17 protein-coding genes and 2 tRNA genes are annotated in these 22,026 nt (G+C 59.9%); 8 read left to right on the plus strand and 11 right to left on the minus strand.

Going from position 1 to position 22,026, the window contains the following annotated elements; genetic code table 11:
• Window positions 1-65 precede the first annotated feature (65 nt).
• Both gloB and OKB87_RS08475 read left to right on the plus strand, forming a co-directional pair.
• A complete protein-coding gene (gloB, locus tag OKB87_RS08470) occupies window positions 66-830 on the plus strand; it encodes a hydroxyacylglutathione hydrolase (RefSeq protein WP_270827135.1) in 765 nt (254 codons plus the stop codon).
• 70 nt (window positions 831-900) lie between these two features.
• Window positions 901-2,448, plus strand: coding sequence for a LysM peptidoglycan-binding domain-containing protein (locus OKB87_RS08475; RefSeq protein WP_011705461.1), 1,548 nt, complete (start codon window positions 901-903; stop codon window positions 2,446-2,448).
• An 85-nt stretch (window positions 2,449-2,533) separates the two neighbouring features.
• Here OKB87_RS08475 and OKB87_RS08480 read toward each other — a convergent pair whose 3' ends face one another.
• Window positions 2,534-3,379 (minus strand): endonuclease/exonuclease/phosphatase family protein, encoded by an 846-nt coding sequence (locus tag OKB87_RS08480; RefSeq protein ID WP_270827136.1) that lies wholly within the window; start codon window positions 3,377-3,379, stop codon window positions 2,534-2,536.
• A 111-nt stretch (window positions 3,380-3,490) separates the two neighbouring features.
• On the opposite strand from OKB87_RS08480, the gene OKB87_RS08485 reads away from it, so the two are divergent.
• Window positions 3,491-3,715 carry a hypothetical protein gene (locus OKB87_RS08485; protein WP_005299261.1) on the plus strand — a complete coding sequence of 75 codons (225 nt, stop codon included), beginning with the start codon at window positions 3,491-3,493 and terminating at the stop codon, window positions 3,713-3,715.
• Window positions 3,716-3,721: 6 nt separating this feature from the next.
• Here the strand turns inward: OKB87_RS08485 and yciA are convergent, their stop codons facing one another.
• From yciA to OKB87_RS08510, 5 genes are all read right to left on the minus strand, one after another.
• Window positions 3,722-4,117 (minus strand): acyl-CoA thioester hydrolase YciA, encoded by a 396-nt coding sequence (yciA, locus tag OKB87_RS08490; protein WP_005299258.1) that lies wholly within the window; start codon window positions 4,115-4,117, stop codon window positions 3,722-3,724.
• Window positions 4,118-4,246: 129 nt separating this feature from the next.
• Window positions 4,247-5,059, minus strand: coding sequence for an NAD-dependent epimerase/dehydratase family protein (locus OKB87_RS08495; RefSeq protein ID WP_270827137.1), 813 nt, complete (start codon window positions 5,057-5,059; stop codon window positions 4,247-4,249).
• A gap of 258 nt (window positions 5,060-5,317) precedes the next feature.
• The gene (locus OKB87_RS08500) at window positions 5,318-6,316 is read right to left on the minus strand and encodes a LacI family DNA-binding transcriptional regulator (protein ID WP_017409836.1); all 999 of its coding nucleotides are present in this window, start codon (window positions 6,314-6,316) and stop codon (window positions 5,318-5,320) included.
• Window positions 6,317-6,495: 179 nt separating this feature from the next.
• Window positions 6,496-8,412: a transglycosylase SLT domain-containing protein gene (locus OKB87_RS08505; RefSeq protein WP_270827138.1), complete on the minus strand. Its 1,917-nt coding sequence runs from the start codon at window positions 8,410-8,412 to the stop codon at window positions 6,496-6,498.
• 84 nt (window positions 8,413-8,496) lie between these two features.
• Window positions 8,497-11,013 (minus strand): putative bifunctional diguanylate cyclase/phosphodiesterase, encoded by a 2,517-nt coding sequence (locus OKB87_RS08510; protein WP_065478308.1) that lies wholly within the window; start codon window positions 11,011-11,013, stop codon window positions 8,497-8,499.
• Between the two features lie 371 nt (window positions 11,014-11,384).
• Here OKB87_RS08510 and hpf point away from each other — a divergent pair, with 371 nt between their 5' ends.
• Window positions 11,385-11,723: a ribosome hibernation-promoting factor, HPF/YfiA family gene (gene hpf, locus OKB87_RS08515; RefSeq protein ID WP_016350234.1), complete on the plus strand. Its 339-nt coding sequence runs from the start codon at window positions 11,385-11,387 to the stop codon at window positions 11,721-11,723.
• 81 nt (window positions 11,724-11,804) lie between these two features.
• On the opposite strand, the gene OKB87_RS08520 is transcribed toward hpf, so the two are convergent.
• The gene (locus OKB87_RS08520; RefSeq protein WP_270827140.1) at window positions 11,805-12,320 is read right to left on the minus strand and encodes a VC2046/SO_2500 family protein; all 516 of its coding nucleotides are present in this window, start codon (window positions 12,318-12,320) and stop codon (window positions 11,805-11,807) included.
• 125 nt (window positions 12,321-12,445) lie between these two features.
• Between OKB87_RS08520 and OKB87_RS08525 the strand changes: the two genes are divergently transcribed.
• Together OKB87_RS08525 and OKB87_RS08530 are read left to right on the plus strand one after the other, a co-directional pair.
• A tRNA-Tyr gene (locus OKB87_RS08525) sits at window positions 12,446-12,530 on the plus strand.
• A 52-nt stretch (window positions 12,531-12,582) separates the two neighbouring features.
• A tRNA-Tyr gene (locus OKB87_RS08530) sits at window positions 12,583-12,667 on the plus strand.
• 128 nt (window positions 12,668-12,795) lie between these two features.
• Here OKB87_RS08530 and tamB read toward each other — a convergent pair.
• Together tamB and tamA are read right to left on the minus strand one after the other, a co-directional pair.
• Window positions 12,796-16,581, minus strand: coding sequence for an autotransporter assembly complex protein TamB (tamB, locus tag OKB87_RS08535; protein WP_270827141.1), 3,786 nt, complete (start codon window positions 16,579-16,581; stop codon window positions 12,796-12,798).
• 209 nt (window positions 16,582-16,790) lie between these two features.
• Window positions 16,791-18,566, minus strand: coding sequence for an autotransporter assembly complex protein TamA (gene tamA, locus OKB87_RS08540; RefSeq protein ID WP_024943793.1), 1,776 nt, complete (start codon window positions 18,564-18,566; stop codon window positions 16,791-16,793).
• Between the two features lie 574 nt (window positions 18,567-19,140).
• On the opposite strand from tamA, the gene OKB87_RS08545 reads away from it, so the two are divergent.
• The gene (locus tag OKB87_RS08545; RefSeq protein ID WP_270827142.1) at window positions 19,141-19,515 is read left to right on the plus strand and encodes a hypothetical protein; all 375 of its coding nucleotides are present in this window, start codon (window positions 19,141-19,143) and stop codon (window positions 19,513-19,515) included.
• A gap of 81 nt (window positions 19,516-19,596) precedes the next feature.
• Window positions 19,597-19,875, plus strand: a complete 279-nt coding sequence (locus OKB87_RS08550) for a peptidylprolyl isomerase (RefSeq protein ID WP_011705448.1) — start codon at window positions 19,597-19,599, stop codon at window positions 19,873-19,875.
• A gap of 39 nt (window positions 19,876-19,914) precedes the next feature.
• Here the strand turns inward: OKB87_RS08550 and OKB87_RS08555 are convergent, their stop codons facing one another.
• Together OKB87_RS08555 and OKB87_RS08560 are read right to left on the minus strand one after the other, a co-directional pair.
• Window positions 19,915-20,583, minus strand: coding sequence for an HNH endonuclease (locus OKB87_RS08555; protein WP_270827143.1), 669 nt, complete (start codon window positions 20,581-20,583; stop codon window positions 19,915-19,917).
• Between the two features lies 1 nt (window position 20,584).
• Entirely contained in the window at window positions 20,585-21,826 is a 1,242-nt protein-coding gene (locus tag OKB87_RS08560; protein ID WP_270827144.1) for an AAA family ATPase, read from the minus strand.
• Window positions 21,827-22,026: the final 200 nt, after the last annotated feature.

A 22,026-nucleotide genomic window follows, 5' to 3' on the forward strand; every position in this document is an offset into this window, starting at 1 on the left:
GCTCAACTTGGGGTTCGAACGCCATCCAGTTATATAAGATACCCTCCATAAAGAGAAGCAGACTCATGTATCCAGTGATCACAGTTCCTGCCTTTAACGACAACTACATCTGGTTGATCCGACACGAAAATCACTGCCTGGTCGTCGACCCAGGCGATGCCGAACCCGTGCTGGAGCGACTGGCCGCACTGGATCTGCAGCTCGACGCAATTCTGCTGACCCATCACCACCACGATCATGTGGGAGGCGTCACCGCCCTGCTCGGCCACTTCCCCCACGCCAGACTCTATGGCCCCAAACTTGACCCCATGCCCGCTCATCACGGCCAGTGGCTCGATGACGGGGATCAGATCAACTGGCATGGCCTGAGTCTCGAGGTGATCCATGTGCCCGGCCATACCCATGGCCACATCACCTATTACGGCCATGGCATGCTGTTTTGTGGCGATACCCTCTTCAGTGCCGGTTGCGGCCGTCTATTCGAAGGTACCCCGGCCCAGATGCACGCCTCACTGCAACGACTCGCCACCCTGCCCGACGACACCCTCATTTATTGTGCCCATGAGTACACCCTCTCCAACCTGCGCTTCGCCTACGCGGTCGAGCCGGACAACCAGGCGATCCAGCAACGGATCGGGCTGATCAGCAAGCTGCGCCAGCAGGGTCTGCCGAGTCTGCCATCACGACTGGGGGATGAGCGGGAGTTCAACGTTTTTCTGCGATGCGAACAGGATTCCGTGAAATTTTCTGCTGAGAAACACGCCTTAAAATGCTTGGAAAATCCAGAGGATACCTTCACCGTGCTGCGATCCTGGAAGGACGTTTTTTGAACAAACCTTGATCAGGGGGCCATTGCCCCTTATGATGCGAGCTGTTTTTCCTAAAGATGACCTGAGCGAGATGAAGGTACGAACGGCCTTATTGGCGGCGCTGTTTCTCAGCGGCTGCCAAAACCTGAGCCATCAGGATGACCGGGCGCTAACGGCAATCGAGCCGATCAAGTCCCCCCAAGTCAACAAAAAAGCGTATAAAAAACATTCGGCGCGCTTCCTGTTCGGAGACGAACAGATCGACGAACTGGATGACACCGATAACCTGTGGGTGCGTATCAGCGATGATATGCAGTTTGATCCGCAGGAGAACGACCGTGTCCGCCAGCAGCGTGATTGGTTGCTGCGCAATGATAAGCATCTGGCGACCATTGCCAGCCGGGCTGAGCCCTACCTGTATCTGATGGTAGAGGAAATCGAACGGCGTGAGCTGCCAATGGAGCTTATTACCATCCCCATGATCGAGAGCATGTTCGATCCCCACGCCCGTTCCCGCAGCAATGCGGTGGGTCTGTGGCAGTTCGTTCCTGCGACCGGCAAGAACTTCGGCCTGCGCCACGACAACTGGTACGACGGCCGCCGCGATGTACTGGCCTCCACCAACGCCGCACTGGATTATCTGGAGTACCTGAACCGTTTCTTTGACGGCGACTGGCTGCAGACGCTGGCGGCTTACAATGCCGGTGAAGGACGGGTGCGCAACGCCATCACCCGCAATCAGAAGGCAGGCCGACCGACCGACTACTGGTCACTCGATCTGCCCCGCGAAACCCGGATGTATGTGCCTAAAATCCTGGCCATGGCCGACATGATCCGCAATGCGGACAAGTACAATGTCACCCTGCCGGTACTGGCCAACAAGCCTCAGCTGCGGGTGGTCAACACCGGTGGCCAGATCGATCTGAACGTGGCAGCCCAGCTGGCAGGCCTGCGTCCGGCTCAGCTGAAAGAGGTCAATCCGGCCCTGACGCGCTGGTCGACCTCACCCAAGGGGCCCTATCGCCTGCTGGTACCGGTCGAGTATGCCGATACCCTGGAGCTGGCCCTGGCCGATCTGCCCCAGAGCGAGCGCATCCGCACCCGCTCCTATCAGGTCACCAGCGGCGACACCCTCTCCCGCATTGCCCAGAATCACGGGGTGAGCGTGCAGCAGCTCAAGCTGGCCAACAACCTGAGTGGCAACCACCTGCGCCGTGGCCAGACCCTGATGATCCCGACCAGCGGCAGCAAGCCGGTGGTCAGTCAGAGCGCCCAGAGCAAGCCACAGCAGCTCGCCAGCCGCAGTGCCGGCAAGATCCAGTACAAGGTGCGTGCCGGTGACAATCTGTGGAGCATCAGCCAGGCGCATGGGGTTACCCATGACGAGCTGGCCAAGTGGAACGGTCTCAACGCCAAGTCGGCCTTGAAGCCGGGCATGAAGCTGGTGGTCTGGCCCAAGCAGGGCAAGAGCAGCAACAAGTCCATGGTCTATCAGGTACGCCGCGGTGATTCCCTCTCCTCCATCGCCGCCCGTTTTCAGGTTGCCGTGATGGATGTGATGCGCTGGAATCAGCTGGGCAAGAGCGATTACCTCAAGCCGGGTCAGGAGCTGACCCTGTTCGTGAAGAACAACAGCTGATCGTTCATCGCTTCATAAAAAATACCCCGCCAAAAGCGGGGTATTTTTTTATCTGGCACAGGCCACCGTGGCGGCCAGTACGGATTCAGGGGGTGATGGCCTGAGCCGCGAAACGGGCCATGATGGGGTTGTGATCCGACGCATCGGTCGCCGGGCTGCTCACATCCACCAGGTCCAGGTTGCGGTAGTAGAGGTGATCGAGCGGTCGGCCGAACGCGGTCCGGCGCAGATCCGGCACCGGGATCGCCTCCTGCAGCCCCAGTTCGCCTACCAGCTTGTTCAGCCAGAATTCACGCTTGTCGCTCCAGGTGTTGAAATCCCCGGCCAGAATGACCGGGCCCTGGTGGCGATGGATAAGGGCGGTCAGATCGTTGAGCTGCTCGCGAAAGGTCGCCATCCCCAGCTCGAAGTTCACCGCATGCAGGTTCACCACCAGCACGCCGTCAGGATCCCCCTGCAAGGGGTAGAGGCTAACCAGACCGGATTTAGGGATGCGCAGCAACGGCTCGGGTGAGCGCACGCCGCACACGAACGCCTGGGGCGTCTTGGCGACCGTCATCACGCCGAAGGAGACACCGCCCTGGGTAAAGGCTTGCAATTGCTGCCACTGGAAATCACCGGCCTTCAGCCATTCCAGCATGTCGGGGCGGGTCGCCGACTCCTGCAGCAGTACCAGATCCTGGGATTTGGCATACTCGTCCAGCCCCTCGCGCCAGTTTTTACGCTGACCCTTGTAGAGATTCCAGACGGTAATGCCGAACTCGCGTGGCAAGGCGGTGGAGGCCAGCGCCACCAGCGGCGGCTTCTGGCAATTGGCGCCGGGAATGATGCCCTGCGCCGTGACCAGGTGATCCTGATCCGGCACCTCGAAACAGCCGACCAGTCCCAACGTCAGCAGCGACGTACCCAGAATGCGATAACTATTTTTCATTGGCTAACAACCACCTGCCTCTGCATTGTGTCCTGACCATCACAAATGTCATCGCTGCCGACTAGGCTGATAGCTCGTGTCCGGCCCGGCTCATCCAGAAGGAATTCAACGATGGCGAGACAGCACCAGTACCGCGTGACATTTTATGATCAACAAGGAAATTGTCATCAAGTGGAGCTTTCCACCGTCTATCAGATCAGACGGGATCCCCAGTGCGATCTCTGCCTGTTCGACACCCAGCAGTGCGTCGGCTCGGAAGAGATGCTGGAACGCATGATACGGCAAAAAACCGGGTTTGAGCAGGAAATATCCATCATCAACGCCCGGCTTATCTGAGCCGGATCAGACCGGTACCGGACGGGATTTTCCCTGTTCGTCGATGGCGACATAGGTGAAGATCCCTTCGGTCACGCAGTAACGCTGGGCCTCGTTTTCACGCAGCACCGGCTTGACCCACACCTCCAGCTTCAGCCGCATGGAGCTGCGACCGATCTTCAGGCAGCGCCCGTAGCAACACACCACGTCGCCCACCTTGACCGGGCTGTGAAAGGTCATGCCCTCAACGGATACGGTACAAATACGTCCTTTTGCCAGCTCCTTGGCCATGATGCCCCCACCTATATCCATCTGGGACATGATCCAGCCCCCGAAGATATCGCCATTGGGGTTGGTATCGGCTGGCATTGCCAGGGTTCTCAGCAACAGTTCCCCATCGGGGTGACGTCTTGTATCTACCATCTTTACCGCTCTCTCTTTATGGATGGCGGCATGATAGGGGGCGAGCCCCCCCTTGGCAAACCTCAATTGCCCGCCGCGCCACCCCATTGGAGCCACCTGTGCCCCACTCTATAGCACAGTGCGGAATGCTCAGTGACCCCGGGCCGCCAGCTCGGCAAACCAGTGCGCCGGATCGGGCCAGCGATAGACAAAGCCGAGCTGCTCGCAGATGCGCAGCCCCTCGACGGGGAGAAACCGGCCGGCCGGCTCGATGAAGACCGGGGCCGGCAGGCCCAGCTGACGTGCGGCAAAGGGATAGAACTGCTCCCGGCGCGGGTGCACCGGTGCACTCAGGTTGTAGGCATCGCCATCCTTTCCCTGCGCCAGCAGCAGCTGGCAGGCGGCCACCACGTCATCCAGGTGCACCAGGTTCACCGCCTGACCGCCCCCTTCCAGGGTCTTGCCCGCCAGGAAGCGGCCGGGATGGCGTTGTGGTCCGTACAGCCCGGCCGGGCGCAGCACCATGGCACAGGGAATGCAGGCCCCCATCGCCGCCTGCTCGGCGGCCAACATCCGCATCCCGCGCTCGTGAGCAGGCATGGGGTGTTCATCCTCCCCCTGTCCCGGCGCCCAGACCGAGGTGGCACTCACGAACAGCAACCGCTGCACGCCGGCGGCCTGCGCCAGCTCGGCCACCCGCCCGATGGCGGCCGGGTAATCCTCGACCTTGCTCGGCGGCACGCAGATCACCAGCTCGCGGCAGCGAAACGGCAGGGAGGTCAGCCCGGTGCCCAGTTGCAGCGGCCAGGCTTGCAGCCCCTCTGCGGTCAGCTGCGCGGCTTTCTGGGCCGAGCTGACCGTCACCGCCACCTGGCGACCCTCGGCCTGCAGCACCCGGGCCAGCGGCAACCCCAGCCAGCCAGCGCCCACGATCCCCGTCTCGTATTCACTCTTTGTTGTCATGACAAAATCCTGGCAAAAAAAAACGGCCATCCATGATGACCGTCGAAAGTAACGAAGGAAATAGCTGGATTAACCAGTTACCTCCCACAGCGGGAAAATCGGGAGCGCAGGCTCCTAATTCGTGGGGCCTATGCTAGTGGCAGGCAGTCCAAAAAGCTTTGAAGCGGATCACAGTTGAAAAGGATTTCTGAAAACGCTTTCAATTTTTCCGCAAAACAGGGAAGCAACATTGGCCCATTCAGGGCCAATGTCGGCTACTCAGGCAACGGATTCCCGTCTGACCAGCTCGGCCTCGAACTTGAGCTCCAGCCCCTCGGCCGGCTTGTGATCCAGCAGGCTCAGCGCCAGCTCGGCAGCCCGGCCGCCCATCTCTTCGATGGGGTAGCGCACCGTGGTGAGCTTGGGGTAGATGTAGCGGGCATAGGGAATGTCATCGAAGCCCACCACCGAGATCTGCTGCGGGATCTTGTATCCCCGCTCCAGCAGACAGGAGATGGCCCCCGCCACCATGGCGTCGTTGAAACCGAGCACGGCGGTAAACTCAACCCCCCGATCCAGCAGCTCGCCCATCGCCACGTAACCGCCGTTCTCGTCGGCAAAGGCGCGGCCGATGAGAGCAGGATCAAGAGCGATACCGGCTCGCTTCAAGGCGTGATGATAGCCTGCCATCCGCTGCTGGCCATCGACGAACTCTTCATCGTCCGAGGTGACAAAGGCGATCTTGCGATGGCCCGCATCCAGCAGGTGCTGGCAGGCGGTGGTGATGCCGGCCTGGTTGTCCAGCCAGACGCAGCGATCTTCGGCACCCGGCACCTGGCGGTTGATGAAGACCACCGGGGTGCTGCCCGCCACCAGCTCACTCAGCTCCTCGTCGGGCAGCGCCTTGCTGTGCAGGATCAATGCATCGCACTGGCGCTGCAGCAGCGCCTGGATGGCGTGACGCTCGCGCACCTCGTCGTGATTGCCGGACATGACGATGGTGAACTTGTCCGCCTTGTCCACCACGCTCTCGATGCCGCGCATCATCTGGGCGAAGAAGGGGCCACCACACAGATCCCCCACCAGCACACCGATGCAGTTGGAGCGCTTGCTGACCAGCGCCTGGGCAAAGCTGTTGGGACGAAAATTGAGTTCCTTCATGGCCGCCATGACGGCCTCACGCTTTTCTGGTGCCACCTGCGCCGTGTTGTTGATGACTCGCGACACAGTTGAAATGGACACATTAGCCAACCGGGAAACGTCTTTAATCGTTGCCACTATCAATTCCTTTGTTGGGGGAGCCTGTCTGTGTTGAACGGGCGATTATAACGAACCTGCCAGACCAAGAGATGGCGCCCGATCACCTGGCAGGTTTCCTTTTGTAACAAAACCTTATGGGATAATAACCATTTTGGGGAGGGAATGGGAATCCGGCTGCCGCCAGGGCGGCAGCCGTCTCAATAAGCGTGACTCAGCTCGCGCTCGGACATGAAGCGCAACGGCTGCTGCAGCTTGTGCTGATAGATGAGATCGAACGACAGCACGTTCTGCACATAGTTGCGCGTCTCCTTGTAGGGGATGCTCTCGACCCAGACATCCATCGGCTTGTCCGCACTCTGATCGCGCCAGCGTTTGACCCGACCGGGACCGGCGTTGTAGGCCGCCGCCGCCAGGATCCGGTTGCCGTCGTACACATCCAGCAGCCGCTTGAGATAGGCGCTGCCAAGGCGGATGTTCATGGCGGGATCAAACAGCTGCTGCTCGTTGCGATAGGGTACCCCCAGCTTGCTGGCCGTCTCCTTGGCAGTGGTCGGCATCAGCTGCATCAGTCCCCTCGCCCCGACCGGCGACTGTGCCAGCGGGTAGAGCGCACTCTCCTGCCGGGAAATGGCGTAGAGCAGGCTGGTGTTCATGGTCCGCTCCTGCGCCATCTGGGAGAAGGTGTGCTTGAGCGGCAGCGGGAAGCGCAAATCGAGGGCATCCCAGGCCTCGGCCCGGATGCTGGCCAGAATGGCCAGTTCATGCCAGCCCTGGTTGAGGGCGATGTGGCCGAACTCGAGGCGCTGGGCCACCGGATTGCGATCCATGTTGTGGATCCACTCCGCCCGCGCCGCCGTGATCTCGTTCATGTCGAGCAACTCGCGCACCCGCAGCAGGAAGGGCCAGCGGCTGCTGGCGGTGCGCCAGTCCGGCACCTTCTTCGCCACGCTCTGATTCTTCATCCGATAGGGCACGCCGCTGCGCTGCGCTGCCATGAAGCCATAGAAGCCACGCAGATTGGCGGTCTCCAGATAGAGATCCCGCGCCGGTTTCTGCTGACCCTGTACCTCCAGCGAGCGCGCCAGCCAGTAGCGCCAGCGATCCTCCTTCTGCAGGGCCATGGGCATCCGCTTGACCCAGCCGGAGAGCCCTTTCCAGTCCTGCTCCCAGATGGCGAGTCGGGCCCGCAGCTCCAGCAGATCCGGGTCGGCCTGGCGCACCACGGTAGCATCCAGCCAGCTGCGCTGGGCGGTTGAGCGATCCAGCAGCAGCCGTCTGGCCACCGCCCGTTCCATCGGCTTGAGCTCGGCCGCGCTCAGCGCGAAACGCGAGCGCAGATAGCCGAGCTGTCCCAGCACCGCTTCCGGCTGCTGGTTGGCATAGCGGGCCAGCCCCAGCAGCAGCAACTTTTTGGAGGGGGCGGCGGTAGTGAAATAAGCCGTGTTCATCGCCTTGGCGGGCTGCTCGAACAGGGTAATCATCTGATCCCCGTACGCCTTCATGCCGCTGCCGAGCTGGGCGCCGAGGTGGCGGATAAGATTCGGGTTCTCCGCCTCGAAGGCCAAGGTCATGCGGGTCCAGATCTTCTCCTGGGTACGCAAGCCGGCCTGTTGCCAGAGCTGGAACAGGGGATCGCAGGCATCGGGGCGAGACTGGCCACTCAGCCAGAGCTTGCCCGCCTCCTGCAGTGCCTGGCTCTGCTGGCCGGTGTAGTAGCGCGCCTGATAGTGCATGCAGAGCAGATCGGTGGAGTTCGGCTTGGCCGGATAGAAGCGCAGGAACTGGGACCACTGCTGGCTCTGGGCCAGATAGGTGAGGTAGCTACGCTCCAGCCGGTTGGATTGGGGGGTGTCGCCGTGCTCGCGGATGAAGCGGGTCACGTCGTCATACTCCGCCGCCCCGGGCCGAAAGGCCAACTGGTAGTAATCGAGATAGGGTAGTAGCGGATAATGGGTCAAACGGGCACGAATTTGCTGAAAACGGGCCTGATCGTCGGCCCGCACCGCGTCATAAGCCTGGCGATAGAGAGATTGTTCCAGAGTCTGCGCCGCAACCTGCGTCAGCAGCCCCGGCACGCACAGCGCCGATAAAATGATTCCCTGCACGGCTTTCACGAGAGACGTCTCCATTGAGAGGCAATGCCACCGCCCGCTGGCGGTGGTGTCATATTCCCTCATTCTACCCGTTAACCCGAGGGGCTACAGCTCGCCGGCGAGACTATTTTTACCCCCGGCCAGCGGGCTTTCGCTGCGGGCAAGACGCTGCACGTAGCGCTCCAGATAGGGCACCGGCAGCGGCTTGGAAGCCAGGTAGCCCTGGTAGAAGTGGCAACCCTGGGCCTGCAGAAACTCCAGTTGCTGACGCGACTCCACCCCTTCTGCCGTCACGTTGAAGCCCATGTGGCGCGCCATGGCGATCACCGCCTCGACGATGGCCATGTTGTCGCCATCGCGCGGGATGTCCTGGATGAAGGAGCGATCGATCTTGAGCTCGTCCGCCGGCAACCGCTTGAGGTAGCTCAGGGAGGAGTAACCGGCGCCGAAGTCATCGATGGCAAAGCTGATGCCGAGCGCCTTGAGCTCGCTCATCTTGCTGATGGTGTCTTCCGCATGACCCAGCACCACGGATTCAGTGATCTCCAGATTCAGGCTGGCGGGGTCCATGCCGGTGGAGGCCAGCACGTCGTGGATCCGGTCGACGAAATCGGTGGCGTGAAACTGCTTGGCACTGACGTTGACCGACAGCTGCGGGATGTGAATGCCGTTCTCCTCCCAGCGTACGTACTGGGCGCAGGCTTCGTACAACACCCAGTTGCCGATGTCGACGATAAGGTCCGTCTCCTCGGCGATGGGGATGAACTCGGCGGGCGACACCAGGGCCCGGCCGGGCGGCTGCCAGCGGATCAGCGCCTCGACGCCGATGATGTCGCCCCCCTCCACCATGTGCTGAGGCTGGTAGTAGAGGGTCAGCTCCTGCTGGTTAAGGGCGCTGCGCAGCTCGTTGTGGATGAGCAGCCGGCGATCCGCCTGCAACTGCATGGAGGCATCGAAGAAGCGCCGGGTCTTGCGACCGGCCGACTTGGCCTGATACATGGCGGTGTCCGCCTGCTTGAGCAGATCGTCCACCCCCTGCTCCCGGCCGGGGAAGAGGGTGATGCCGACGCTGGCGCCGATATGCAGCACCTGGCCCGCATGGTTGTAGGGAGCCGCAATCTCGCTGATGAGCCGCTCGGCGATGAGGTCGGCTTGCATCTCCGCCTGGGGCGGGCTCGCCGAGAGCGAGGGCAGCAGCAGCACGAACTCGTCGCCGCCGAGTCGCGCCAGACAATCCCCCTGCCGAACCAATCGCTTGAGCCGGCTGGCGACCTCCTTGAGCAGCCAGTCGCCGGTGGCGTGGCCGAGGGAGTCGTTGATGGTCTTGAAGTGATCCAGGTCGATGAACAGCAGGGCGCCGATCAGATAGTCGCGGCTCGCCTCGCCAAAGGCGTGGGCCAGGGTTTCGTGCAGCTGGCGGCGGTTGGGCAGGCCGGTCAGCTCGTCATAGTAGGCGAGATCCTGGATGCGGCGCTCGGCCTCCTTGCGCTCGGAGATATCCTCGAAGCAGATGACGAAGTGGCTGATCTCCCCCCTGTCATCCTGCACCGGGGTGACTATCTCCCACTGCGGATAGGGGTAGCCGTCCGCATGCAGCCGTTGGGTCTCCCCCTGCCAGCGGCTCAGGGTGCCGAGCTCGTAGCCCAGCCCCCCCAGCCCGCACCAGAGATCGTTGCCCAGATGCAGGCCGATCACCCGCTGGCTGTCAAAGCCGGTGATCTGGCTGAAGGCGTGGTTGACCCGCAAAATCTTGAAATCGGGGTCGGTGATGATGATCCCTTCATGGGTTTCAAACGCCACTGCCGACAGGCGCAACTGGGCATCGCTCTGCAGCCGTTCCAGCTCCGCCACCATGCGCATGGAGAAGGTGGTCAGCACCGAGCCCAGATTGGGGATCGCACTCTGATCGGAGAAAAGCAGCGCCAGGTGGCCCAGGATCTGGCCGTTGCGATCATACAGCGGCAGGCCGTAGTAGCCCTGCCCAGCCTTGAAACCGGCACAGGAGGGCAGCTCGTTCGCCAGCGGAATGACGCAGGCCTCCCCCGCCAGATAGACCTGCTGGCAGGGCATGCCGTCGAGTTCATACTCCTTGAGATCGATCCCGTGGCAGGCCAGTACCTTGAGCCGTCCGCTGCCGGTGCGCTCCGCCAGCCAGACCGCGTCCGCCACCAGGATGTGGGCGAGCTGGTTGACCAGGGTATTGAAGAAATCGAGCCCGGTCCGGGCAGAGAGTGCCTGCGCCAGCTGGGTCAACAAGGGGTCTTGCAGCAGCGGCAGTTGCTGGGAGAGGTCGGCAGGCAGCTGGGTGCTGCGGGTGGTGTCGAGCGGCGCAATCCAGCCGCAGCACATCTGCTGGGCCGGCACGTACTGGCCGCTCCAGAGCACATGGCGCACCTCGCCCCCCTCCTCGCAGAGGTGACCGATGAACTGGGCCGGTTGCTGTGAGTGGTAAAGTCTGGCGAGAAAGTCGGCAAAGCCGGCCTCGTCATCTGCCGCCAATTGCCCGAACCAGGGGTGAGGCCCCTCTCCTTGCCAGAGCTGGTAGGAGGCATGATCGGACAGACTCCACTGGGCGTGTTGCCGATCATAAAACCACATCATCTGAGTGGCCTGCTGTTTCATGTACTACTCCAACACCACAACAACCACGTTCAAGTCCCTGACGACTTGGCAGCGCCCACATTCACAGCGCGCACGTCGGCAAGGGCGGTGCGGGGAGAAAGTGCAAAAGATGCGAGACTAAGCGGTGAGAACCGGACATGAGGTCGACATGCGGCGCTGCCACGAAGGGACAGAAACGATCCAAGTTTCTCCATACTGCCTGCCAGTTTCGTGGAGCTCAAGCGCTTTTTGGTGCAGAACGGGAAAAGATCACAATTTATTCCTCCCCTCGGAAGCAAGGCCACAGTTCGTGACACAGATCACATTTTAATGTTCAGCCATGAGTAATCTGAAGGTGAAGACACAAGCAAGACGACCCGAAGGGGGCCAATATGAAAATCGAAATTACCAGCAAAATCATCGACATCACCCCGGCTATCCGCGAGCGCATTGAATCCCGTTTTGACAAGCTCGAGCGTCTTCAGGTGCCTCTTATCACACCCCATGTGATTGTCTCCAAAGAGCGTCTGATGTTCATCGTTGAAGCCACTGCTGGCATCCCCAACGGCAAGCTGTTTGCCCAGGCAGAACATGAGGACTTATACGCCGCCATCACCGAACTGGGGCAAAAGCTGGAGCGCCAGATCAACCGCCACACCGAAAAACCCATCGCCCGTCGCGCCGCAGCGGCTGGCAAGGAAGTGCCACAAGAGGATGAAGCCGACGCATAAACTGCGCCACGGCACAGCCAACAACGACAAAGGCGGGATCTCCCCGCCTTTTTGCTGCCCGAATGCCGGCGCTTGCCGCCTTCAGCAACCACTGAGCCAGTGCAGCCTGGCATCCACCCCCGCCTTGAGCGTATCGAGGATCGGCAGCATCAGCAGGGGATCGTCGCGTCTGGGCTGATCCGCCAGCTTACCCTGCCAACGCTCCCGTCCAAGCGGCGAGAGGTTGTCATAGACGGCGGGCTCCAGCGCAGGCGGGGCGCCGAGCAGCGGCGGTGAGCGCAGCGCCAGCCAGAGCCGCACATCCACCATGGAGCCCCCCTGTTGCAGCCGCTCGTTGACTTGAGCTGCCTCTTCATCATTTGCCCTGCCCTGCAGGGGCGTGGCTGGCGGCAGCTCAAAGCGGCTGCGCCAGACCCGGCTCTCAGCCTTTGCTGGCTGCCTGGGGTCGAACCAGGGCTGCTCTTCCACCGCATCGGTCAGCAGGGCCAGATGCAGGCGAAAGTCAGCCCTGTCTCCGTACTGGAGATCCTGGTTGAGACGTTGCCCCAGCTGGGCCTCGTCCACCAGCCACTGCTCACGAATGGCGCTGGGTAGCATGAGATAACTCTTGGAAACGGTGGTTTCATCCTTTATCGGCCGCAAATCCGATCCTTTAAGCAGGAAAAATCCCGCCAAGGGGTTCACAACCCCGGCAGATCTGTTAGTATGCGCCTCGCACTTGTGGAGGGGTTCCCGAGTGGCCAAAGGGATCAGACTGTAAATCTGACGGCTCTGCCTTCGAAGGTTCGAATCCTTCTCCCTCCACCATTTCAAGTGCAATCACGGCTCCCGCCGTGGACAAAAATTGGCAATACCCCGTGGAGGGGTTCCCGAGCGGCCAAAGGGATCAGACTGTAAATCTGACGGCTCTGCCTTCGAAGGTTCGAATCCTTCTCCCTCCACCATCATTCAAGAAAACCCGGCCTAGCGCCGGGTTTTCGCTTTTCAGCCCCCCCCTATGTTAATCAGCAGCATAAATATCGCCCATAAAAACGGGAGGCTTGTGCCTCCCGTTTTTGTCTCTTCCTGCCCGCTACAGGGTGAAGCGATAGAAGATATCCACCGCCTGGGCCACCCCGCTCATGGCCTGCAGGTAGAGCCTGGGCATCAGCTCGTAGCGCAGCTTGAACTCGGCGATGGGGCTGAACACCCCGACCCCGTACTGGAACTGCAGCCCCGGCAGCAGATAGGCCGACAGGGTCACCTGGGTGTTGTCGCCACTGCCGGCGGTGTCGAGCGCCACGTCGCTCATGCCGAGGGATTCCCCCAGACTGGAGACCACGCCGTTGGCCTGGCTGACCGCGCCCGCCACCAGCAGGCCGTTGAAGCCGCCATCCTCGCCACTGGTCTGCAGCCCCTTGCCGCGCAGCAAGTAGGAGAGCTGCTCGGACTGGGCCAGCTGCGGCTCCGAGTAGACGGTGATCTTGGGCTTGCTGGCCGGCCCGGTCACCCGCACCCCCACCGTCACCTTGTCCTCGATGGTATCGGGATCCCGATACGCCTCTATGTTGAGGAACGGCTGGTCCAGGGGGCCGGAGAAGAGGATGCGGCCATCCTTGATGATGAGGTTCTGGCCATAGGCCTTGAAGCGCCCGTCGTTGAGTACCAGCTGACCGTTGCCCGCCAGCGGCCGCGAGGGATCCTGGCGGATGTTGATGCCGCCCCCCACCTTGGTCTTGAGCCCCATCGCCTCCAGCCGCACGTCGTCACCCAGCCGGATGGCCAGCTTGATCGCCATCGGCAGCGGCGCCGCCTTGGGCACCGGCGGCAGATCGTCGTAGACCACGGTCACGTCGTCGGAGACGGCCACCGCGCTCTCGGGCAGGCTCTTGACCAGGATCCGCGCCCAGGGGATGTCCACCTGACCGGTGATCCGGGTCTCCTCCCCCAGCGAGATGGCGATGTCCGGGGAGACCCGCACCCGGCCCATGCCTGGATACTGGGCTTCCAGCTCCTTGCCCTGGATGGTGAGGCTGCCGGTGACCGGCAGCTGTGCCCAGCTCAGCCAGCCCCCCAGTGCCAACGGCCCTTTGCCCACCAGCATGGTGCCATCGAGCTCGGCCCGGTTGCCTTCAATCTTGAGGCGGGTCACCAGCTTGGAGAGGGTCACCATGTCGGAGTGGGTCTGCACCTCCCCATCCAGCAGGTTGAGCTGGCCAAACAGCAGCGGCGAGGCCAGGGTACCGTCGAAACGGGCATCGGCCGAGATGACCCCCTGCAGGGAGCGCACCTCGGGGATGAGCGGGGCGAAGGTGGTCAGTTTGAGGTCGTCAAACTTGAGCTGGCCGGAGAGATTGCCGCGACCGGACGGATCCCGGATATAGAGCTTGGTGTCGATGTTGCCGATCTGCTCGGAGGCAAAGTCGAGCCGGATGGCCGCCTGCTGGCGTTCGAAGTCCACCCCGAGCTCGAGGCGCTGATAGTCGGTCTTGAGCTCGTCGGCCACGAAGGTGCCCGGCGTGGTGCGCACTGTGGCGTGCAGGGTCGGCTGATTGCCGCGCCAGCTGGCCCGCCCGTCGGCGGAGAGCACCGCCTGCCAGCGGAAGTTGTCCGGCAGCCAGGGCCGCAGGCGCTTGAGGTCAAACTGGTTGAGGGCAAACTCCAGGCTGCCCTGCTGGGCCGACACCTGGCTGCCCTTGACGCAGAGGCTGGCCCCCTGGGAGCCGAGACAGAGATCCCCCATGGTCAGCCGCTGGCGCGGCAGATAGAGGTCGAGGGCCCAGGGCGCGCTCAGCTCCCAGCGCCGCAGCGGCGTCTTCAACTTGAGCTCGCTGAGGGCGCCGCGCCAGCGCTCCCCGCGCAGACCGCCGCTCAGCTTGAGGTTGGCTGCCACCGGATCGCCCTTCATGGTGAGCGACAGGGCGTGCTGGTTGAGATCGCCGCTCAGGTTGAGCGCCAGCTGGCTGAGGCTGGTCGCCCCCTGCACCAGGCTGGCCACCGTCAGGGCCACTTCCCCTGCCGGCTTGTCACCGACCAGGGCATTGCCCTTGATGGCGATCCCCTTCAGATCGGTGCCGGCATAATAGAGGCGGCTGGCAGCCAGCTCTGTGGTGACCCGCGGCGCCTGCTGATTGCCGGTCAGGCGCACCTGCCCCTTGATGTCGCCCTTGAGGCCGGGGTAGAGCCCGGCCAGGTTGGGGGCGTTGAGATCCGCATCCAGCTTCCACGCCTGCTGGCTCAGGCTGCCCTTGGCCTGCAGCTGGTTGGGGCCGCTTTGCAGCGCCAGCGCCGGGATGGTCCACTCCATCTTGTCGTTGCCGCTCGCGCTGCCCTTGATGGCCAGCGGATACTGGTTGAGCTTGCCGTCCACCTTCAGCTCCGGCAGTTGCAGTTGCCAGTGACCCGCCTCATCGAGCTCGAAACGGCTGGCAATCTTGCCCGCCAGCGCCCCCTTGAGCTCGGGCACCAGCTCGGCCGGGTTGATCCCCTTGAATTCCGTGGTGCCCTGCCAGCGTACCCCCTTGTCCCAGGCGAGCTTGCCGTCCAGCTTGAGCTCCCCCTTGAGGGCGTTGAGCAGCAGGTTGATCTGGTTCAGCTGCGTCAGATCCCCCTTGCCCGTCAGCGCCAGCTTGAAAGGGGGCACATCCGTGCCCTTGCCGGCGGTATTCAAGGCAAACTGGTAGCCGGAGAGCTTGCCCTTGGCACTCAAACTGCCCTTGTCCAGCCGGTAGCTGGGTTCATCTTTGGCGGGCTTGTGCAGCGGCCAACCCAGGCTCTTCCACTCCAGCCCCGCATCAAAGGGCAAGTCGGGGTCGAGGGCTGCCAGAGAGCCCTTGAGGCTGGCGGCCACCGGCCCCTTGGCTTGCAGCGACAATGCCAGCTTGCCCACCGAACCGCCGAGGGTCAGGCTGGCCTGCTGCCCCTGCAGTTCGCCATCCAGCAACCCCTTGCGGGCCTTGGCATCCAGAGTCAGGGCGAGCGGATAATCCTCTTTGAGCTGGATCTTGCCCTTGAGCGCCAGATCCGCCATGGCATGGCGCAGGGATAGCTCGCGCAGTGTGATGTCGCTCCCCTCGGCACTGGCCGACAGCAGCAGCTTGTCGAGCCCTTCAATCAATTCACCCTGCTGATAGCGAAACGCCGTCACCTGCAACCCTTCCAGCTGGATGGGGAAAGGCAGCCGGATGACGGGCAGCTCGATGGAGGCCGCCTTGGTTGCCTGCTGCGCCTTGCGCTCATCCGCCGGCTTCGCCTTGGCGATGACAGGCGACTTGGCCGCAGCCTTGTCTTGGGAGCTTGCCTTGGCGGCAGCTGGTTTGGCAGCCTCGGTGGCCTGCGTCTCGGCCAGGGTCACCTTGAGGCCGTCCAGCACGGGCCCCTGCACGATCAGCCCCTTGCGGCTGAGGGTGGCGCCGATATCGAGGGACTTGAGGCTCACCCCCACCCCGGGCACCGTCACATCGAGATCTGCCACTTGGAGGCTGTCGACCTGAATTTTCAGGGGCAGCGGGTGCCAGACGAAGGGCTCTGACGGCTCTTCCGGGGTCGGCTCGGAGTCGGCGACCTTGACCACCGGGTGGGTGACGTTAAGGGATTTGATCCAGAGCTTGCCCTGCAGCAATTTGCCCAGATCCCAGTCCAGCACGGCGCGATCCACCGTGACGTCCACCAGCTCGTCCTGCCAGCCGACCCCTTCCAGGGTCCAGCCATAGCCGAGCTGGCCCGCCACCAGCTCCCCCTTGAGGGAAGGCAGGGCGGCCCTGGCCTGCTGCCACAGCCACTTGTTGCCCTGATGGGTGAAACCCAGCAGGCTGACGCCGATGAGCAGCAGGAAGATGAGCCCCATCAGCCAGAGAAAGATGCGTTTTACCCAGATCACAGCACAGACCCCCGCGAAAGATGCAGCCGCAGCGGCCAGAGAAAAATACGTTTTACCCAGATCACAGTGCAGACCCCCGCGAAAGACGCAGCCGCAGCGGCCAGAGAAAGATGCGTTTTACCCAGATCACAGTGCAGACCCCCGCGAAAGATGCAGCCGCAGCGGCCGGTCAGGAGAACAGAAGAGAAGAGGAGTGGGAAGCGGCCGGATCATAGTTCAGGCCCCAGCGCGAAGTGGAGTCGCAGCGGCTTCTCCTCCTCCGAAATGCCCACCGCCAGGTCGAGCCTGACCTGACCGATGGGGGTCACCCAGCGCACGCCGACCCCGGTGCCTATCTTCCAGGCCTCGCTGTAGTCGACCGTGGCGGTACCGCTGTCGACGAACAGGGCCCCCAGCCACTTGTCGCTGAAGCGGTAGTTGTACTCGGCACTGGCGACGCTCACGTAGCGGCCCCCCAGCAGCTTGCCGTCGCTGCCGCGCGGCGAGATGGTCTCGTAGCCGTAGCCGCGCACCGTCTGGTCACCACCGGTGAAGAAGCGCAGAGAAGGCGGCACCAGCGAGAAGCTGTCCCCTATGATGGCCCCCTGTTCGGCCCGCAGCAGGAAGCGGTGATCTTCCCCCAAAGTGCGCAGCCACTTGCTGCGCCCCCACACCCGCACGAAGCTGATGTCGGAGCCCCAATAGGGATCGGAAAACTCCAGGGTGAGCTGTTGGCGATCGCCCCAGTCGGGCACCAGACCACCGCGCACCCGCAGCCGCGACCAGGAGACGCCTGGGATCAGCAGCAAGCTGTTGCCCTCGTCGGCGCCCTGGGTATAGATCTCGTTCTCCAGCCGGATGAACACGTCCCGGTCCCAGCTCTCCGGCCGCCGCTTCCAGCGGTGCACGCTGAGGGTGGTCAGGTCGGAGCGGGTATCGTTGTTGTCCTTGTATTGATAACCGGCCTGCAGCGAGTAGTAGTCCCGCAGCGGATTGCCTACCGGGATCTGGTAGTCGAAGCTGAGCTCGGCCTCGGGCTGGGAGACCTTGGCGGTGGCGTTGAGCCGGTGGCCGTAGCGGTTGACCCAGGGCTTCTCCCAGGTGGCGCTCATGCGCGGCCCCACGTCGGTGGCATAGCCGATACCCGTTTCAATCTCGTGATCGACCCGGTTGGAAAGAGTCACCTGCACCGGCACCCGGTTGCCCTCGGCCTGACTGATGAGCGGCTTGATGTCCACCTGCTTGAACAGCTTGGTGGAGGAGACATCCTGCGACATCTCCGCCAGCCGGATCGCCAGATAGGGGTCGCCGCTCTTGATGTTGATAAGCGGACGGATGAGGCGCAGCGCCTCCGGCGTGGCGTCGTAGTGGATCTCGCCGAAGTGGTAACGCGGGCCGGAGCGAAACAGGATGTAGATCTCGGCGGTGCCCTGATCCGGGAACACCTTGACCTGGCTCTTGCTGATCTTGGCGTCGAAGTAGCCGCGCGCCAGCCCCAGACTGCCCAGATCCGCCTTGATGGATTCGTATTTGCCGTGGTTGAGGGGATCCCCCTCTTTCAGGGGCAGCTTGTCCAACAGCTCGCTGTAGAGCTCGTCGCTGCTGGCATCCCCTTCCAGCAGGATGTCGAGACGGGAGATGATGACCGGCTTGCCCGGCTCCACCTCGATGATCACTTTGGCGGGCGCTTTCTTGTCGCGGCTCAGGGTGATCTTGGGCTGGTAGTAGCCATAGACCTGCAGCGCCTTTTGCACGCTCTCGGTGATCTTGGCGCGGGCCGGACGGTACTGGCGCTCCTGATAGACCGGCAGGGCGTTGAGGTAAGCCTCGACGTTGTCCTTGTTCTCCCCCTTCAGTCCCTTGATCTGATAGGTGAGTTTGGCCGCCATGGCGGGCGTGACGAACAGCAGCAGACAGAGGCTCAGTCCCAGCGCGCGAAGCCCACGACGAAAGGCCCGTGCGGGCGGTGAGATCCCTGCAGGCAGGGGCGGATTGCATCCTGTCAAACGTCAATTTCCCCGAAGAACATGATTAAAATAATGCGATATTCAGAACGAATATGAGGCTCACTCGATCGCAAACGCGCCTCATCCTAGCATATCCCCGGCCCGACATCAGAGCGGGGTGACACCGAATTTCGCCATATTATTGAAGCCTTTGCCCGCGCAGGCCGCGCATTATTCACACTTTCCCCCGCAGACTTATGCCACTGCGGGCCAAAAAGGGCAATCCATGACCAGCACGGCCATGCCAGATGGCCCCTGCCAGCCCATCCGGCCCGGTATCGCGTCATCCCTTGTTTGCCGATGGGCGCGACATCAACTGTCGGCAACTGGTCAAGATAGCGGCAATTCCCTCTCTCACCGGGCCCGTCAGCTGCATCCTGGTTGCCACAGGGCCGCCCGCCTTGCCCCAGGCCTGCAGAGGTAGTGTATTTTATCTTGCAGGATCAAACAGTTGCCATCACGCAATCAAAGCCTCGTTCAACCCAATCGATTTATCCCGCTGCCCCCCTGCTCACTTCTCGCCCACACTAGGGTCATTGCACCAAGGCTCGCATCCCACCAGAGGAGACACCGCATGCACGCACGCAGCGAACAGATGGCGGACTACATCGCCGACCGACTCGAATTCATCACCTTTCTCGCCTGTTGCAGCGCCCTGCTGGCCCTGCTGACCGGCATGAACGGCCAGCAGGCGCTGGCCTTCACCGCGCTGAACCTGCCGTTCGGGCTCGCCATCCTGTTGGGCATGGCCATGCTGGCGCCGCTGCCGACCCACTGGCGCCTGCCGGGCATCACCTTGCTGCTGGCGGGCAGCGCCCTGGCGACCCTGCAACTGGGGGGCAACTGGCTCAATCCGCTGGCCATCTGGAGCCTGCATGCCCTGCTCGGGCTGGAGATCCTCTGGCAGGCACGGCCCAGAACCCGGCTTGCTGTCCGTGCCCGCAGCTGAATTTGCCATGACGGCTGACGCGCGGCAGGAATTGGAGTACTCTTTGCGCCCCCGATTTGCCCACCGCCGAGGAGCGTCCCGATGAGAAAAGCCTGTGCCCAGCACATCCTGGTCAAGACCGAGAAAGAGTGTCTGGAGATCAAGGAGAAGATTGCCAAGGGAGCCGACTTCGGCCAGATGGCCAAGCGCTTCTCCACCTGCGCCTCCAGCAAGCGCTTCGGCGATCTGGGGGAGTTTTCGAAAGGCGACATGGTCAAGGCGTTTGACGATGCCGTGTTCAAGGGCGAGCTGCTGACCGTGCTCGGCCCGGTGCGCACCAAGTTTGGCTTCCACCTTATCAAGGTTTTATATCGGAATTGAGAGAAAAAGAGCTGGCGTATACGCCAGCTCTTTTTCTTGCTACTCAGCAACACCAATAAAGTCATTCAATAAAGGACCAAGCTCGTCATCCTCAAGTATGCACCAACTGAGAAATGCGCTGTAGGGTGCTGACGGTTTAACTAATAGCTTCATTCTTTCCAAAGCAATTTCTTTTTCTTGTGGCAATACCGTATCGCTATAATATTCGTCTAGAAGGTCTAGCAACAGATTGTATTGTGAGAAAACTTTCTTTCTTAAGAATGATGCAGAAACAGTTTTATTCGGTGTATGGGTGCTATTAAATATCTTGTCGAGCAACTCTGAAGTTAAATTTGTTTTTGCATTATTAAGTTGAGCTTCTATTTGAAGTTTTTTTGCATATGGAGTTACAGGTGGAACATGCTTGATCGCTCTTAAAACATCAACGTTGGTATCACAACAGTCAATAAGGCTATCATATTTAGTCAACTTTATATTATTACATCGCCCGCATGAAAAATAGAGGTTGTTCCAATCAAACTTTAAATCTTCATCACCTTTGTGTGGAATAAAATGCTCCACATTTATATCTTGTGGTTCTTTCGTCTCACAAATATAGCATTTCTTATGGAATACCCGATTCAAAGCATCCCATACATCCTGTGAATCATACTCCACTTTATTAGAAAGCGAAGCTGGGGCCGGTTCATTTCTAACAACATTGAACATATTACGACCTCTTTGCCTTGCTAAGCGCAATTTTAGCCGATTTGACAAAATATAAAGACTCATCATCCAAGGTTGTATCATCAGATGGCAGTAGGTTTAGTAGCGCTTGTATTCCATCCACATCAAGAGGTGATGTTTTCAATAAGGCCGCTAATTTCTCTATATTTTTTTGAAGTAGACTGGATATAGGGAGTACGCCAAACAACCCTTCTAATACAGCTTCATAGGAGTACATTGAGAGATCGTTAACCTGCTCAAGACGTGATAGGTCATAGATCACCGCATCATCAACCGATGAGACGACAAATGGCGAATGTGTACTAACAATAAACTGTACTTTAGGAAATGCTTTCTTTAAAAAAGTGAGAATTTTCTTTTGTAATGAAACGTGTAGGTGTGCATCAATTTCATCAATAAAAACGATTCCAGTTAATTCATCCGGTTCTATTGAACGTAAAGATACTTTCGTAATCAGATCTGCATATACGGCCATAATTGAAGAGAAGCCCGAAGATAGTGTTTGAAACGTATATGGTTCTTTATGTGATTGATGGATTTCGAAAGAAAATGAATCAGACTTAAAAACCAATTTTAGCATTTTATCTTCGAAGAGATCTTGCAAGTCCACTTCTAGCTTTTTAAACCACTTTGCAATACGCATAGCTTCTTCTTGATTGTCATTTATTTTTTTTGATTCGGAGAATGCTTGATTGGCGATGTTAGTAACGAGGAATTCCTCAAATATCGCTGCAGTGTTATTACGCCTTATGTTTCTAGGCCCGCTTTCTTTTGAGCGCAACGCATTAAGACTTGTCACCGATGATGGTTTGGCTATATCAGATTTTCGCATGGCCTCAAATGAGGTTAGGATGGCTTGAAAAGCCTGACATTTTACGACAAACTCATCAAGGTTATTTATCTGAATTGGCGGATTTTCACTCTCTGTTATTTTTTCTTTTGTAAGGTCTATTTGTTCTTTGAAATGATGATAATTCTGGCTCGCAGGTCCAAGATCATTGAGTTGGTGTTGATATGAGGCAAGATTTTGCTTAAGTTGTACAATGGAATAATTCTTCCTTTCAATTATAGATTCTTTAAGTTTTGTGAATAACAAATCCATCAATTGAGTTTTACCGCAACCATTACTCCCCGTCAAGATCAGTGTTTTCCCTCCGACATCAATATCTACTCCCTTATCAGAATAAGGTATTTTCGTTTTAATTTTCATTAAATAGCCAGACATATAACAACCTCAATTGTTTTTTAGTCACTATATTGAATATTATGATTTTTTTGTAGATCTAGCATCTTAAAATGAGAGATCATTGACAAATTTCATGCTAGGAGATCATTTTCCTACGCTTTTAAAATCACAAGACACTGTGTTAGAACATTAGCCGTCCATTGTTGAGCGTTGACTGCAATGTACTCATATTTTTCCGA

It is taken from the genome of Aeromonas sp. Y318-1, assembly GCF_027706125.1.
Taxonomy (GTDB): Bacteria; Pseudomonadota; Gammaproteobacteria; order Enterobacterales; family Aeromonadaceae; genus Aeromonas; species Aeromonas hydrophila.